The 16,680-nt window shown below is 42.6% G+C and carries 12 protein-coding genes and 1 pseudogene; 5 read left to right on the plus strand and 8 right to left on the minus strand.

Annotation, left to right across the window (positions count from 1 at the left end; all coding sequences use genetic code 11):
- Positions 1 to 99 precede the first annotated feature (99 nt).
- The 5 genes from glmS to ONT19_RS06870 form a co-directional block, all read right to left on the minus strand.
- Complete coding sequence (gene glmS, locus ONT19_RS06850) at positions 100 to 2,004, minus strand: glutamine--fructose-6-phosphate transaminase (isomerizing) (protein WP_117692286.1); 1,905 nt, start codon at positions 2,002 to 2,004, stop codon at positions 100 to 102.
- A gap of 52 nt (positions 2,005 to 2,056) precedes the next feature.
- Complete coding sequence (locus tag ONT19_RS06855) at positions 2,057 to 2,857, minus strand: polysaccharide biosynthesis/export family protein (protein ID WP_022121476.1); 801 nt, start codon at positions 2,855 to 2,857, stop codon at positions 2,057 to 2,059.
- Positions 2,858 to 2,975: 118 nt separating this feature from the next.
- Positions 2,976 to 4,430 carry a pyruvate kinase gene (pyk, locus tag ONT19_RS06860; RefSeq protein WP_022121475.1) on the minus strand — a complete coding sequence of 485 codons (1,455 nt, stop codon included), beginning with the start codon at positions 4,428 to 4,430 and terminating at the stop codon, positions 2,976 to 2,978.
- 258 nt (positions 4,431 to 4,688) lie between these two features.
- The gene (locus ONT19_RS06865) at positions 4,689 to 5,312 is read right to left on the minus strand and encodes a LemA family protein (RefSeq protein WP_022121474.1); all 624 of its coding nucleotides are present in this window, start codon (positions 5,310 to 5,312) and stop codon (positions 4,689 to 4,691) included.
- Positions 5,313 to 5,365: 53 nt separating this feature from the next.
- The gene (locus ONT19_RS06870) at positions 5,366 to 6,190 is read right to left on the minus strand and encodes a TPM domain-containing protein (protein ID WP_218434670.1); all 825 of its coding nucleotides are present in this window, start codon (positions 6,188 to 6,190) and stop codon (positions 5,366 to 5,368) included.
- Positions 6,191 to 6,345: 155 nt separating this feature from the next.
- Between ONT19_RS06870 and ONT19_RS06875 the strand changes: the two are divergent.
- Both ONT19_RS06875 and ONT19_RS06880 read left to right on the plus strand, forming a co-directional pair.
- Positions 6,346 to 6,642 (plus strand): annotated as a pseudogene (locus tag ONT19_RS06875) (HU family DNA-binding protein); the annotation flags it as partial.
- Positions 6,643 to 6,922: 280 nt separating this feature from the next.
- The gene (locus ONT19_RS06880) at positions 6,923 to 8,494 is read left to right on the plus strand and encodes an Rne/Rng family ribonuclease (protein ID WP_217326545.1); all 1,572 of its coding nucleotides are present in this window, start codon (positions 6,923 to 6,925) and stop codon (positions 8,492 to 8,494) included.
- Positions 8,495 to 8,588: 94 nt separating this feature from the next.
- Here the strand turns inward: ONT19_RS06880 and ONT19_RS06885 are convergent, their stop codons facing one another.
- Entirely contained in the window at positions 8,589 to 10,676 is a 2,088-nt protein-coding gene (locus tag ONT19_RS06885; protein ID WP_264952858.1) for a S9 family peptidase, read from the minus strand.
- Between the two features lie 133 nt (positions 10,677 to 10,809).
- On the opposite strand from ONT19_RS06885, the gene ONT19_RS06890 reads away from it, so the two are divergent.
- Complete coding sequence (locus ONT19_RS06890) at positions 10,810 to 11,127, plus strand: heavy metal-binding domain-containing protein (protein ID WP_006847412.1); 318 nt, start codon at positions 10,810 to 10,812, stop codon at positions 11,125 to 11,127.
- A 152-nt stretch (positions 11,128 to 11,279) separates the two neighbouring features.
- On the opposite strand, the gene ONT19_RS06895 is transcribed toward ONT19_RS06890, so the two are convergent.
- Both ONT19_RS06895 and ONT19_RS06900 read right to left on the minus strand, forming a co-directional pair.
- A complete protein-coding gene (locus ONT19_RS06895; protein WP_264952857.1) occupies positions 11,280 to 12,842 on the minus strand; it encodes an ATP-binding protein in 1,563 nt (520 codons plus the stop codon).
- 352 nt (positions 12,843 to 13,194) lie between these two features.
- On the minus strand, positions 13,195 to 13,944 hold the full coding sequence (locus ONT19_RS06900) for an Abi family protein (RefSeq protein WP_229775085.1): 750 nt from the start codon (positions 13,942 to 13,944) through the stop codon (positions 13,195 to 13,197).
- A 789-nt stretch (positions 13,945 to 14,733) separates the two neighbouring features.
- Between ONT19_RS06900 and ONT19_RS06905 the strand changes: the two genes are divergently transcribed.
- Together ONT19_RS06905 and ONT19_RS06910 are read left to right on the plus strand one after the other, a co-directional pair.
- A complete protein-coding gene (locus ONT19_RS06905) occupies positions 14,734 to 15,231 on the plus strand; it encodes a hypothetical protein (protein ID WP_089545254.1) in 498 nt (165 codons plus the stop codon).
- Positions 15,232 to 15,265: 34 nt separating this feature from the next.
- Positions 15,266 to 16,678, plus strand: a complete 1,413-nt coding sequence (locus tag ONT19_RS06910) for an HIRAN domain-containing protein (RefSeq protein WP_153081199.1) — start codon at positions 15,266 to 15,268, stop codon at positions 16,676 to 16,678.
- Positions 16,679 to 16,680 lie beyond the last annotated feature (2 nt).

Here is a 16,680-nt window from a genome sequence, read left to right on the forward strand (position 1 = left end):
ATTATCCTTATCTTATTTAGTTAAATTTGAATATACTTATCCGAGGGATCCCCCTCCAAAAAAAGGGAAACGTCAAGAAATGACGAATCCCTTTATATATTATTCTACAGTAACTGACTTGGCCAAGTTTCTAGGTTGGTCAACGTCCTTGCCCTTACATACAGCTACATGGTAAGCCAAGAGCTGCAAAGGAATGGTAGCCAATAATGGCTCCAGGCACTCCAAGGTCTCAGGGAGTTCAATCACTTCATCGGCAATCTTGGAAATGGTTTCATCGCCATTGCTGACAATAGCAATAACACGACCCTGACGGGCTTTAATCTCCTGGATATTAGACAAGACCTTCTCGTACATGAAGTTGTGGGTAGCAATAACTACCACTGGCATATCGCTGTCAATCAATGCGATAGGACCATGCTTCATCTCCGCTGCAGGATAACCCTCAGCGTGGATGTAGCTAATCTCCTTCAACTTCAATGCACCCTCAAGGGCCACAGGATACTGGAATCCACGGCCCAGATAGATGAAATTGCGAGCGTATGTAAACGTACGGCTCAAGTCAGCTATCTTATTGTTGAGCTTCAACACTTCCTTCATCTTGGCAGGAATGTTCCAAAGCTGTTCTGTAATCTTCTGATATTCATTTTCGCTGATGGTTCCCCTCTCCTTACCGATGGCAAGTGCCAGGAGGATAAGGACGGTAACCTGACCAGTGAAAGCCTTGGTAGAGGCAACACCAATCTCCGGACCTACGTGAATATAGGTACCTGTATCTGTCTCTCGTGCGATGGAAGAACCGATGGAGTTACAGATACCATAGATAAACGCACCGCTCTCCTTGGCAAGCTTGATGGCAGCCAGGGTATCAGCGGTTTCACCACTCTGGGAAATGGCTATGACCACATCATCCTTCGTTACCACAGGATTACGGTAACGGAATTCAGATGCATATTCCACTTCCACAGGGATGCGGCAATAGTTCTCTATCATCTGCTTGCCGATAAGTCCGGCATGCCATGATGTACCACAAGCCACGATGATGATTCGCTTGGCATTGAGAAGCTGCTGGCGATGGTCGGTAATAGAGCTGAGCACGACACCCATCTCAGTCTCCTTCTTGCTGGTTGTATCGTCGCCATCAGTCATTACGCGAGTTTCCACTGTGCGGCTAACTACACGGCCACGCATACAGTTACGAAGGCACTCTGGCTGCTCAAAAATTTCCTTCAACATAAAGTGAGGGAAACCGCCCTTCTCTATCTGACCGAGATCAATGTCTACGGTCTGTACTTCAGGGTTGAGTTTAACGTTCTGGATGTTCACCACCTGCAATTCCTCACCGAGGCGCATCACAGCGATGTTACCATCCTCCAGATAAACCACCTTATCTGTATATTCAATGATAGGACTGGCATCAGAACCGAGATAAAACTCACCATCCTTTCCGATACCTACAACCAACGGACTCTGCTTACGGGCAGCAATGATCTGATTAGGGTTACGCTTATCAAGAATAGCGATAGCGTAGGCTCCGATTACCTGACGGAGAGCCACCTGAACGGCAGTCAGCAAGTCGAGATTTTTCTTTATCTGAATATATTCAATCAGCTGAACGAGAACCTCAGTATCCGTCTCGCTCTTAAACTCTACTCCCTTAGCAATGAGATTCTTCTTGATATCGGCATAGTTTTCAATGATTCCATTATGAATCATGGCAAGGTTCTTGCTAGAGGAATAATGCGGGTGAGCATTTACAGCTGAAGGCTCTCCATGGGTAGCCCAACGAGTATGAGCAATACCCACATGTCCCGAAATATCCTTATCAGAGCAGAACGCTTCAAGATCTGCCACCTTACCCTTTGCCTTGTAAACGTTCAAAGCACCATCATTACTGATAAGAGCCACGCCTGCACTATCGTATCCACGATATTCCAAACGCTTTAAACCTTTGATAAGAGCAGGATAAGCCTCACCCTTACCTAAATATCCTACAATGCCACACATATATATATTATTATTTTTGTAGTATCCTAATTGTACTCCCTTCTATTACCTGCTATCGCAAGATATTGACAATCAATGATGCAATAGAAATCAATGTTCCAACGGCAGAGAACCACAATGTAGTAGATGAACCGATAGATGAGTTTTGAGCTTTCACCTTATTTGGTTCTACATAGATAATATCATTCTGCTGCAGATAATAGAATGGTGAATTAATAATATTTGCATCATTCAAGTTCATACGATAAGTATGCTTCTCTCCTGCTGCATCCTGACGAATCAATAATACATTGTCACGCTTACCATAGATAGTTAAGTCGCCACACTGTGCCAAAGCTTCAAGAATACTCATCTTCTCCTGTGGAGCATAAATAATTCCTGGCTTTTCTACTTCACCTAATACAGATACATGGTAACTGCCCATGCGAACCGTAACAATAGGATTTTCTTTTTCTGCCAGATAAGGCTTCACCTTATTCTTGATGAGATCTTCAGCCTGCTTCTTGGTCAAACCACCTACATGCAAGGTTCCAACAACAGGAAACTCAATATTACCATCATTATCAACCAGATATCCTTGCAGGGAACCACTACCATAACTCAGCTGTCCGCCTGTACCCAATGTTTGAGAGACAGAGAGGTTGAAAGGCATGGCAGCCTTTGGATCTGTTGTAATTACTGTAATTGTAAGTTCGTCCTTAGGCATAATCTTGGCTTCATAAAGCATTCTTGAAGCAGCCAAGCTGATAGAATCTGCATTTTGGAAATAAGCTACATTCTTAGTACTTCCACAACTGCCAAGTACTAAGAGCATAGTCAAAGCGACTAAAACTGAACTAACGAGTTTCTTCATTTTCTAAAATTTTCGTTTTAAAATATTGGTGCAAAATTACGGTATTTTTTTGAATACTGCAAATTTTTGCACCAATAATTCTATTTACGTCTATTTTTTTTTGAAATAATAGCCTTTTTTACTTATCTTCGATGCCATTTGATGGCAAATTAAAGCTATAACTGTTATCGAAAATCTTCTTCACTTTATTAATCTCAACGAAGGTTGTGCCTCCACCCTCTCCAAAGCTACCGCTCAGATAAGCAATCTTATCCTCCTCACCTAAATAGCCTTTCTGGCGAAGCATACGTACCGCTGCGGTAAACATAGCCTTGGTAGAAACCTGATCCTTCTGATGAATTGGAATAATACCATAGCTCAGATTCAACCAGCGCTGGAGTTTCTCCTTATAGCAGATTGCCAATACCGGATTTGGACCACGGAAGGCTGCCAGGTCGCGTGCAGTCTGACCGGTTTCACCATCAGTGATGATACCGGCAACACCCAACTTCTTAGTAGCCTCAATGGCAGCATGAGCCAGGAAGAGTTTCTGGTCAATCTTACCATCTTCCATTGGATCAATATCATTCAGTGGAGACTTATCCTTCTCTGCCTGCTCAGCAATACGGGCCATGGTCTGCACAGCCTCTACAGGATACTTTCCGCTTGCTGTTTCACCAGAAAGCATCAGCGCATCGGTGCGATAGAAGATAGCATTGGCAATATCAGTTACCTCAGCACGAGTAGGACGTGGATTCTTAATCATGGTATGCAACATCTGTGTTGCTACGATTACCGGTTTCTGCGCCTTCACACACTTAGAGATGATGCGGCGCTGGATGCCTGGAATTCTCTCGATTGGCACCTCGATACCCAGGTCACCACGGGCAACCATGATACCATAGCAGGCATCAATAATCTCGTCAATATTATCAACACCTTCCTGATTTTCAATCTTAGAGATAATCTTGATATCACTGTTGTGAGCGTCCAAGATATCCTGAACTGCCTTCACATCGGCTGCATTGCGCACAAAAGAGTGAGCGATGAAATCAATATCCAACTCGATAGCGAGTTCAATATTTCGGCGGTCTTTCTCTGTCAGTGCAGGCAGGTCGATATGTTCTCCCGGCACATTCACGCTCTTGTGAGCCCCGAGCACTCCCTCGTTCTGAACCTCGGCAACCAGCATAGGCCCCTGGTTGTCGATAATCTTCATATCGAGTTCACCATCATCGAAGAGCAAATCATCACCTACCTTAACATCGGCTGCGATGTCAGGATAGCTCACATTCACAATATCATGAGAAGACTCCATTTCCGGACGTCCAAAGATTTTCACTACATCACCAACATTGTAGTGGATAGGTTCCTTCACACCTGTAGTTCGCACCTCAGGACCTTTGGTATCAATCATAATACCAATATGTGGAGACACGGCTCTTACATTCTTTACGATGGTGCGTATACCCTCTTCTGTGGCATGAGCAGTATTCATACGAACAACGTTCATACCGGCGAAAAACAGTTTTCGGATAAAATCCTGATCACATCTACGATCACTGATGGAAGCGACAATCTTTGTTTGTTTCATATTTGTAATTTACCTTATTGAAATTTCAATGTTTGCGGTATTTCTACCATATTTCTTAAATTGCGTGCAAAGATACAAAGAATTTCTGAAATAAAAAACATCTGAAATACAAAATATATATAAAATATTGAGTTACTTTCAAATTGAAAGCGCATAAAACAGAAAATCTAGCCAATGGGACACTTCTCGTTCCCATTGACTAGATAACAAATCTATTAATCCCGTTGAAAAACAGGATTTTTAATGATCAATTCTAAATTAGATATCCAAGTCTGGCGCCTTCTCAGCTCCTGCTGCTGCCTCAAACTTAGGCATCACATCGAAATTGAAGAGGCCGGCGATAAGGGCACTTGGCATTTTTCTAACCGTCTGGTTATAGTTCTGGACGGCTTCATTATACTTGCGGCGTGCCTCGCTGATACGGTTTTCCGTACCCTCTTCCTGAACCTGAAGAGCCTTGAAGTTCTCGCTGGCTTTCAACTCAGGATATTTCTCGGCTACTACCATCAGTTTGGAGAATGCATTCGCCAACTCGCCCTGTGCAGCAGCATATTTCTTCAGGCTAGCCTCAGTAAGATTATTGGCATCCAGCTTTACCTGACCAACAGCAGCACGAGCCTTGGTCACCTCGGCAAAGGTTTCTTTCTCATGCTTGGCATAAGCCTTTACTATCTTTGCCAACTGTGGCATCATATCAGCACGACGCTGATACTGAGTCTGAACATTAGCCAACTCTGTGGTAGCCAACTCCTGTTTCTCTACCAATCCGTTATAACCACTGAACATCCATAGTACCAGCACAACTACGATGCCCAGAATAATCCAGCTTTTCTTTATACCTCTCTTTGCCGGTTGCATGTTTGAATTCATTGTCTGTTCCATTGTCATTATTATTAATTAATTATTTACTATAAACTATTAACTATAATCAGTCATCACCATCCTCCGCCAGAGCCACCTCCGCTAAAGGTACCTCCGCCAAAAGAACCGCCCGAGAAACCGCCGCCGGAAGAACCGCCACCTCCCATAAAGAAAGGAGGTATCCAGTCATCATCGTTGTTTCTCCTACGAGACTGGTTTCTCTGATTGCTCTTCGGTCTTGGCTTCACAATACCGAGCATCTCCAGAATATACCTGATAAACAGATAGATAGGAATACCGAAGAAGATAAGAAACAGGATAATGACCAGGAACCAGTCCTCTTCGTCATTAACCGAACCTTCATCAACATCCGCAATTCCCGTCCGTCCACTTTTCACCTTATTATATATAGCACGGCTTACAGATGCTACTGCCTCGCCCGGATTGCCTTCGCGCATATACTTCACGATGCAAGCTCGGGCAATATCATCGCAGTCCACATCGGTCAACTCACCCTCCAGTCCACTTCCTGGAGCAATAAAGTACTTATGGTCCTCCACCGCGATGACGATAACCAGTCCTCTCCGGCTCTTCTTGTAACCGATACCATATTGGTTGCCCACATCCTGCGCCATCCGAAAGGCATCCTGGTTGTCAACCTTTCCCACAATGATGAGCACATTCTGTACGCCACACTCCAACTTCAGTTTCTGAAGATAGAAATTGGCAGAATCCTTCTGAGCCTTATCAACATATCCATCCGGGTCGGAAACATATTGCGTAGAATCCCTGAGGAAAGGAATCGGTACATTTTTCGCCGTCCAGACCTCCCCAGCCTTCAACGCCAATGCATGAAAGGCAACCATCATCAAAGCCAAAAAATATCTCTTAAATCTCATAATTTCTCTATTTTGGTGCAAAAATACGCAATAAAAACCTTATATGCAAATACTTAGAGCATTATTTTTGCAAAAAAAGCCTTAAGTATTTTGTTATATCATAAAAAACTTGTATCTTTGCACACCGAAATAAAGAATAACAAGTAAAATTAGTAAAAAATAAAGAAATGACCAAAGCAGATATCATTAATGAGGTAGCTATCGCTACTGGTATGCCTAAGAAAGAAGTAGGTACTGTAGTAGAGGCTTTTATGGAAGAGGTTAAGAAGTGCCTCATCGAAAAGAAGGACAATGTATACTTGCGTGGCTTCGGCAGCTTCAACATCAAGCATCGTGCTGCTAAGACTGCCCGCAACATCTCTAAGAATACAACCATCACCATTCCTGCTCACGACTTACCAAGCTTCAAGCCATCAAAGAGCTTCATCGAGGAGATGCAGAACGCTCAGTAATACTGCTGGACAGAAAGAGAGAAATATCATTTTTTATAATAACAATATTTTAAAATTTTAAAATCATGCCAAACGGAAAGAAAAAGAAGGGCCACAAGATGGCTACTCACAAGCGTAAAAAAAGATTACGTAAGAACAGACATAAGAGCAAGTAAGCTAGCATTGTAGCTAGTCTACTATAGCTCTCGGTCAGTTCGTGACTGAGGGGGTGTGTCAGTTCTGATATGGAATGACATACCCTTTTTTTGTATTAATTTAAAGTTAAAAGATTATTGAAGATATGACAAGCGAAGTTGTAATTGATGTCCAACAGAAAGACATCTCTATCGCACTCATGGAGGACAAGCAGCTGGTGGAATACCAGAACGAACCTCGTGAGGCATCGTTCTCTGTGGGCAACATCTACATCGCAAAGGTAAAAAAACTGATGCCGGGTCTTAACGCCTGCTTCGTGGATGTAGGGTATGAACGCGACGCCTTTCTTCATTATCTTGACCTAGGAAGTCATTTTAATTCCTACCAGAAGTACCTTAAACAAGTACAGAGCGACAGAAAGAAACTTTTCCCATTCTCTAAAGCCAGCAAAATGCCTGAATTGGAAAAGGACGGCAGCATACAGAATGTACTCAAAGCAGGACAGGAAGTGCTGGTACAAATCGTAAAGGAACCAATCTCTACCAAGGGACCTCGACTCACAGGCGAAATTTCATTCGCGGGCCGATACCTGGTACTCATGCCATTCGGTGATAAAGTTTCTGTCTCGTCGAAAATTAAAAGCGGTGAAGAACGCTCCCGACTCAAACAACTCATTCACAGCATCAAACCAAAGAATTGCGGCGTTATCGTCCGCACTGTGGCTGAGGGTAAGAAGGTCGCTGAGCTCGATGCTGAGCTGAAAGTCCTGGTGAAGCGATGGGAGGATGCTATCGCCAAGGTACAGAAGACCCAGCAGCGCCCGCAACTTGCATTCGAGGAGACCGGAAGAGCCGTTGCTCTCTTGCGTGACTTGTTTAACCCATCTTACGAGAACATCTACGTGAACAACGAAGATGTGATGAAAGAGGTGAAGAACTATGTTTCTCTAATAGCCCCTGAAAAGGCGGGCATAGTTAAGCTCTACACCGGTAAGGTGCCTATCTTCGACAATTTCAGCATTACCAAGCAGATTAAAGCTGGCTTTGGTCGTGTTGTTAACTACAAGCATGGTGCTTATCTCATCATCGAGCACACCGAGGCCTTGCACGTTGTCGATGTAAACAGTGGTAACAGAACTCGTGAGAAAGGTCAGGAAGCAAATGCACTGGATGTTAACCTCGGCGCTGCTGATGAGTTGGCTAGACAATTGCGCCTCCGAGATATGGGAGGTATCATTGTTGTCGACTTCATCGACATGAATCTTGCCGAAGACCGACAGTTGCTCTATGAGCGCATGTGTAAGAACATGCAGAAGGACCGTGCCAAGCACAACATCCTGCCATTGAGCAAGTTCGGACTGATGCAGATTACACGCCAGCGTGTACGTCCGGCTATGGATGTGAATGTAGATGAAACCTGCCCTACCTGTTTCGGTACGGGCAAGATTAAGTCTAGCATCCTCTTCACCGACCAGTTGGAAAGAAAAATCGACCGCCTAGTCAACAAGATCGGCGTCAAGAAATTCACTTTGTATGTGAATCCTTATGTGGCTGCCTTCATCAACAAGGGCTTCATTTCCCTGAAGCGCAGATGGCAGTTTAAGTATGGTTTCGGCTTCAATGTGATTCCTTCACAGAAACTGGCATTCCTCCAGTACGAATTCTACGACAAGGACAACCAGTATCTGGATATGCAGGAAGAACAGGAAACAAAGTAAGTTTTTAATTATCAGAAAAAAGCTCCATTCGCATCGGATTGCGAATGGAGCTTTTTTATTTTGTTTTTCTACACCTTATTATATATAGGGCATTTTAGTACTCTATCTCATTATTCACCATCTTCTCTGTATCCCAAGGTGCAGGAGCACCGCCGAGATAACGATGGAACCAGTCAAGGTGCGCATTGTAATAGAGCGGCATCGACTTCAGGTTGCTTGGCCAGTGACCATCATACTTCAAGACTATCAGTCGCGAAGGAATGTTCAGGGTCTGCAAAGCTGTAAAATATTGCAAACTCTGGGTATACGGTACACGATAGTCCAGTTCGCCCGTCATCACGAGGGTTGGTGTTGAGAAGTTCTTGATGTATGAGGATGGTGACCACTTCTCGTAGAGATCGGAATTATAAGGCTGTCCCTCTAACTCAAAGTTAGGAAACCATACTTCCTCAGTACTGCCCCACATAGAGCGCAAGTCATATACGCCCATCATGGAAGCCAGACACTTGAATCGCTTGGTATGTCCCTGCAGCCAGTTCATCATATAACCGCCATACGACCATCCCATCGCTCCCATCCTCGTGGAGTCAACATATTCCAGGGTTGCCAATTTATCGGTAACCTTCATCACATCCTCAAATACCTTTCCACCCCAGTCACCGGAAATGGCACGGGTAAAGGCCTGACCATATCCCGTAGAACCGTGAGGATTAGGATAAGCCACCACATAACCGGCAGCAGGATAAACCTGCCAGTCGCCACGGAAGGAATTCATCCACTGCATCTGTGGTCCGCCATGCACATTGATGATAAGCGGATATTTCTTGCTGGCATCAAAGTTGTGTGGCTTCACGATGAATACCTGTACCTTGTCGCCACCAGCGCCATCTACCCAGATACTCTCAGATGGACGGATATCCACCTCATCCTCCAACTGCTGGTTGAGGAAGGTAATCTGCTGTTCCTTGCCGCTTGCTACAGGAGTTCCATTCCACTTCTTCATCTGCTGGCGATAGAGAGCCGATGGCTTGCCTGTCGTGCTATAGGTATAATATACCATACCCTTATTATCGAAATCAAACTCCGAGATGGCCTTGCCCGTCAATACCGGCGAGATGGTTTTTCTGGCTATATCGAGCTTGTAGAGCGGCTCAGCGCCCTGTACCTGACCGAGGAAGAAGATACTCTTGCTGTCGGGAGCCCATTTGTAATCATCTACCCAGTTGTCAAACTTCTCTGTCAGGATGGTAGACTTCTTTGCAGCCCGGTCGTAGATAGCAAGACGGAAGCGATCAGACTCATAACCAGGTACTTGCTGCAAGCGGTAAGCGATATACTTGCCGTCAGGCGAATAGGCTGGAGTACCATCCCAAGCCTTGTTCTCCTTCGTGATGCAGACCGGTTCTCCCCCATTCACAGATACCGTCCACAGGTCGGCATTGGTGCTAGCCTCCTGATGCTCATCATGATTGGATACGAAACAGATCTCCTTGCTGTCAGGAGAGAATTGATAGGTGATTCCACCCCCAACCACGAATATCAGCGAATAATTGCCCGGAGTCAGATCCTTGTAAGTCTTCGTCTGTGTATCGAAAAGGATAAGGTGATTGCATCTGCCATCATTATAGCTCGTCCAATGACGGTAGAGCAACTTGTCGGCGATATGCGCCTGTACAGGTCCCTGCTCCTTTTTCTCCATCCGTGCCTTGTTAGCCTTGGCATCAGCTCCCAGGTCGGGATATACTTCTGCGGTAAAGGCAATGTATCGCTCATCCGGAGAGATGACAGGACTACCGATACCCAACTCATAATCAGTTACCTGTTCCGTCTCGCAGGTAGTCAGATCCATGCGAAAGATCTGAGCCGTCCCTTTCTCATAATTAGTGAAGAAGATACTCTTTCCATCCTTGCTCCATACGGCAGAACTGCTCTTTCCATCCTCGGTAAGAGCCTTGGTGTGAGAGCCATCCGCATTCATGATGTAGATGTCGGAGCCAGACTTCTGGTTCTTCAGGTCCGAAGAACTGGCGGTATAGCAAACCGTCTTACCATCAGGCGAAAGGCTCACCGAAGATACGCCCTTCACCCTGTACAAATCCTCGATGGTAAACGCCCTTTTCTGAGCGTTTGCCGAAAGCAGCGCCATCACGAGTGCTGCCGAAAACATCAATCTCTTGTTCATATAACCTATATATATTTATATTTCAGATGCAAAAGTAACAATTATTTTTGGATTTTCTGCAACCTTTTCACTACTTTTATCGTCTAAGCCATAAATAACATTGATAATAACATAAAAAAGAAAGGAAAAGACAATGATTTTGAGTACCACTCCAACCATAGAAGGCCACCCTATCCGTGAATACCGTGGCGTAGTGACCGGCGAAACCATCATCGGTACCAACTTTGTAAAGGATTTCTTTGCCAGTGTCCGTGATGTAATCGGCGGCAGAAGCGGTTCTTACGAAAGCACCCTCCGCGAGGCTAAGGATACAGCCCTCAGAGAGATGGCCGACCGTGCCGCATCCCTGGGCTGCAACGCCATCGTGGGCATCGACCTGGATTACGAAACCGTAGGCAACAGCGGTTCCATGCTGATGGTAACATGCAGCGGAACGGCGGTGATTATCTAAGTTCTGCGACTGTACAAAAGAACAAAACATGCTTGAAATGGGGCGGTAACTGCCTTAAAAATCGAGTTACCGCCCCTGTTCAGTTATATTTTTATCTATAATAGTGTGGTGATATACACCTGATGAAGGTCACCAACTTTCTTCTATTTCATTTATTCTATCACCCAATCCTCTATACTTCGCTGGTTTTCCGAGAAGTTAATACCCACTTTCACAACCTTTCGCCCATCATCGGCAAAAGCCTTGGCATAGTCCTTGTCGCTGATTTGCGCCATGGCGATGTCGGCAGACTTCTTATATTTCAACTCAAAGATAAAGATACTCTTATCCGTCTTGAGCACAAGGTCTATTCTTCCATCCGAAGTGGTATGCTCCACCTTCACATCTTCGCCAAGCATGGTGAAGATGGTGAATATCACGGCTTGATAGTGACGCTCATTATTGTTGATAATCGTATATGGGAACTTATCATAGAATGCCTTCAAATGAGGCATAAAGGCTCCCATGTCGTCATTGATGAGCACATTCTTTTTATAAGCATATACGATAGCATCAAGTTCGCCTACCTCTGAAGGGGTATAATATTGGCAAAGGCTTTCCGAAAAACCTTGTCTAACTTCTTGATTAGGAAAACTAAGGTAATACATACCTAACTGCTTGTCATATCCCTTAATCGTAAGATACCCACTTTGGAAAAGGACTGGCACAGGGTCAGTAATCGTCTCAGTAGGAACATCGAAGCGTTTAGCTCTAGCCCAGATATCATTTAAGTCCATCATATCCAAATTCTTCTGCTGCATCAGTTCTATCAGGAACGTAGGCGTACCAGATGTAAACCAATAGCTATTAAACTCCTTATCGTCCAAAGCATTGATAATGCTGTAAGGATTGAAGATATCCTCGCTATTGATACTGAAGTGGTAGCCATCATAATGCTGCTTGAGTTGCTCTAAGGTCTCCTCATAAGTAAGCCCATTATGTTCAGCCATCTCCTCGATACCCTCACGGAAATACTGAGTCAATTCACTCTTGGTTATACCACAACAGCTACTGTATTCATCCTTCAACGTGAGAATCTTGAGATTGTTCAATTCACTAAAGATGCTGAGCTGACTAAACTTGGAAATGCCTGTGATGAATACAAAGCGAATGTTTCCCTCTTGTTGCTTCAAAGGGCTGAAGAAATCTCGCATGATGTTGCGGATGGTCTTCTGTAAGTCTTCGTCACTGACAGAATCATGCATAGGAGCATCATATTCGTCTATGAGAACAACAACTTGTTTACCTGTTTGAGCAGCTGCTGCAAGCAAGATGTTCTTAAGACGACCTCCAAAAGACTTCTCATCTATTGGATTAACTTTTAAACCATATTTTTTCTCTTCTACTTCTAGTATTCCGTTTAGAATTGAATATGTATTCTCCAAGCTATAATACTTACCACAGCTCAAATCCAGGTGGATGACAGGATATGCCGTCCACTCCTTCTCCATCTTTTCGATGGCAAGTCCCTTGAACAGTTCTTTCTTACCTTCAAAGTAAGCCTTTAGAGTAGATACAAACAAGGATTTTCCGAATCGGCGTGGGCGACTCAGAAAATGAAACTTGGCATAATGAGCCAACTGATAGACGATAGCCGTCTTGTCAGCATAGAAGTAATTCCCCTTCACGATTTCGGAGAACGTTTGTATTCCCAAAGGATATCTCTTTGAAGCCATAATCTTACTCTTAATAATTAATGTACAAAGATACAGATAATATTTCAGAAAACAAGCATTTTTCTGATTATTAACAATATATCACTGCAAAAATAGAACCGCAATTCAACAAAATATGCTTGAAATGGGGCGGTAACGGCCTTAAAAAACGACCCGCACATTTGAGCATCGTTGAGAGGCTTGGCGGGTTCTCGCGCTGCAAAGATACGAATAATCTTTGATAATACAAACTTTTGAGCAAGAAAAAACAGCCAACCTTCAATAGCATATTTGAAAGTTGGCTGTTTTTCATTTATAATGTTTCCTGCAAGTTTTTACTAAGCATAAGCTTACTTGTATTTTATCTATAAAGTTATCTCCATAGGGGCTCGGAAATCCAATTTTCAGGGAATCCCATTGCTGCAGGATCTACCTGTGGATAAGAAACGAGTAAGGATTTGAGCTCATTCTTGAAGTCCAATCCATATCCCATAGAATCAAGCCAATATGCAATACAACAGGCTATAGCATATACTTTGTTCGCATCAACACCTTCTATGTTCACCCATGCACCACGCAAAGAGGCATTCATTTGTGGAGCATTGGAGAGATAACGATTCCAAAGTCGTGAGTGATGAGCGCAACAGTTTCTTAGGACAGTTACACTACGCATCCAACTTTCCAACACCTCATGCTGTGGAAGATTGAACTGACGAGCTACACGCTTCTTCAACTTCTTGTCACCGAAATTGTAATAGAGTTTTGAAAGCGTACCGAAAGATGCCAGTTCAAGCGTTTTCCATGCAGGAGGGAATATCGGCTTGTCATAGTTGCGCCTATGTTCCTTGATAAAGTCCTCTTTACAACGCTGAAGCTCTCGGTCTATGGAGTTCATATTCTCAATAAACTTGTGCTCATCGTCAGCAAGGCTTGTATCAAAGAACCAAAATGGTCCATGTGCCAAAGAGAACTCTTGTATAATCTTTGTGCGCAAAGCAATCTCTAATCGTTGAACAGCCTTGAACATCAAATCTCTCAACTCTATATCAAAGTTATAGAGAGCTACGGCATCTTCAAATCTACTATTAGGCTTAAACTGATGTGTAGTTTTGTCTTCCTCCATAGGACGAAGGTATTGAACAAAACGAAAATAGCTGACCTCACCAAGAAATTTTACAGCCTTGGATGAATCAGCAATATTTAAGCCTCTACTTTTTAGTAGTTCTATTTGTTCCGAAATAGAAAGAGCCTGCTTAGTGTATAATCTTAATGTACCCATAAAAAGCAAAAGACCCGCCCTGGTTCGCTGTTCAAATGGGAAGCGTGGCGGATTCTGTTGCTGCAAAGATACGAATAATTATTGATAATACAAACTTTTGAACAAGAAAATTCACGCAAAAGTAAATTTCTTTGATATATTTGTATTTAATAGTGTTAAATCAGACCATAAAATCAAATTTTTCCAGCCGAACAAAGTGGTTTTCAAGATAAAAGTGTTACCTTTGTAACGTCTATACCAATACCGAAAAGCCCGAATGGGCAGAGGTTGGGCAGACATACATATGGTAAAAGGCGTTTTTGTACGCTTTGGTTTTGACGCTATAAGAATCTCGCAAATTCAACGACAAGTCAAGAACAAAGCAACAAAGAACGCCTCATGAGGTGTATTATATACAGCCCTTATTGGCTTCGAACGATTTTGCCGTTCGTTGTCATGAGTGCATTCTATATTCTTACACTCGCGTGGGGCTTTCGGCGTTGCTCGTTTCGACTTGTCGGGCAATGCGAGAGCCTTTATAGCGTGGAACGAGTGACAAGACTGGCTCCACGCTTTTTATGTATACATAAGCGAATATAAACATAGCCATATGTACTTAATAAACATATACAACAACCCTTTAAAAATGGAAATATGAAAAAGAAAATTATGTTAGCTTTCATAGCTATTGCAGTAAGTTTGAATGTTAGTGCACAAATTCAGTTTTCAGAATTTAAATTTTTCGTGGCTAACATATATGATTTTAGCCAACTTCAACTTGAGGTGAAGTTCAAGGTTACAAGTGAGAGAAACTTGAAATATGTTAATGTACATTTCTGTCCTGTCAATCAAGTCGGAGATGCAATTTGCGATGACATTGTTGGTGGCGTAAATGCCAATACAAAGTTTTCAAAATATCAACTAATTCAAGCAACTGGTCCATTTGAGACGAAAAAATCATACAAAAGACATTTTGGTATTTATCATATATCTGGTAAGAAACCGACACCTTTTCCACATATGGTTACCATAGACTACATGGGTGGTGGCAGTGACACAATTCGCATAACAAGAGACAATATAAAAACATATTTTCCAAAGACAAAATGGATAGATGTAGACTATAAGAGTGGGTTTCAGCCTGATAATTAAGCAATAATAACTATATTCATAAAAATATAAAAGTATGGGATTTTTCAAGAAATTATTTGGAGATTCAACAGTTCAATCATCCAACGACATCAACAGCAACTATAAGGAAGACCATGAGCTGCAAGTCACTAATTCTATGTCTCAATCTGCTCATAACAATAACATGACAAGTTGGGAAAACTTCTTTGGCATAGACTTAAAATCATCGCCTAATGAGCTATGGATAGAAGGAGAATGCGAGTATAATGAAAAGAATATAATCAGAATTTTCACAAACAACCATATCCACAACGTTTACTTCTCTTCAGTAAAAGCAAAAGTGATTGGAAACTCCGCTACCAATTTCTTCTTCAAGTGTCCATATACATGGGACGATGCCTTTGACATTTACTATTTGATAGAACGAGATTTAGTTCATAACGGCAATTATACAAATACTGCTGCTGCAACAAAGTTCCGTGGAAAATTTGATAGCTACTATGATAGTTTTAGTTGGGATATTGATGGTTGCAGCATAATAATGTCTCGTGATATAGATACGGGCGACATTGAACTTGGCGTGTGGACATTGTTCTATAATCAAGAATACCTTAATAAGGCAAAAGATAGTTGCAAGGACAACAAGCTAGAAGATGAAGATGCATTACCCAAGAAAGAATTTAATGTCCATTTATTTGGAGCCTTAGATACTTTGCACTTCGTTCACGATCATTTAGGCAAGCAATTAGCAGGAACAGCATCTTGTTATGTTGCTCGTGCAGAAGGGGCTACGATTCATCTTCTTGATGAGAATAATCTTGAAGAGGTTTATTCTTTCAAAAGCAAAGAAATTGCTGATTATCTTGACCACAGATTGGGTGCAGCAGGATTCTTAAAATTCAATTGTGACGATGTTACTGATATACAAGCTGAACTCTTTATTATCCCTGCCGAAGATACCAAAGAGACATCTGATGATGGAGCAACAAACGCTTTAGTCCATTACGAAATGAGCTATCTTGTTGACCCAGTAGAATTTGACTATCGCAGAAAGACTATTATGGATGGCAAAATGAATCTCAACATCGTTGGTATTCAATACCGTGACAATTATGAGGAGCTTAAGTCTTCTATAAAAGAGGGAGTAACTGTCATCCTAAAACCAGAGCCAACAAATGAATACGACCCAAACGCTTTGGCTTTCTACCTTGAAGGAAACATCATTGGCTATCTCCCTAAAAAAGATCAACCTTTCGCCCATATTTTTATGGCAAAAGGACAGATTGAGGCCTCTATCTGTCGTATTGACGAAAATTGGATAGACACAGAGGTTGATATTAAGAAAGATATGATAGACGTTAATGCCTTCAAAAATAATGAAGTCAATTTAACTAAAATAAAATCGTTTAAAGGTGGCAATAGTAGTAGCCAATCTATTGAGCTTTGTGAATTTATAGAAACTCTTTAACT

Origin of the sequence: Segatella copri, assembly GCF_026015625.1 — a bacterium.
In the GTDB taxonomy this organism is placed as follows: Bacteria; Bacteroidota; Bacteroidia; order Bacteroidales; family Bacteroidaceae; genus Prevotella; species Prevotella copri_H.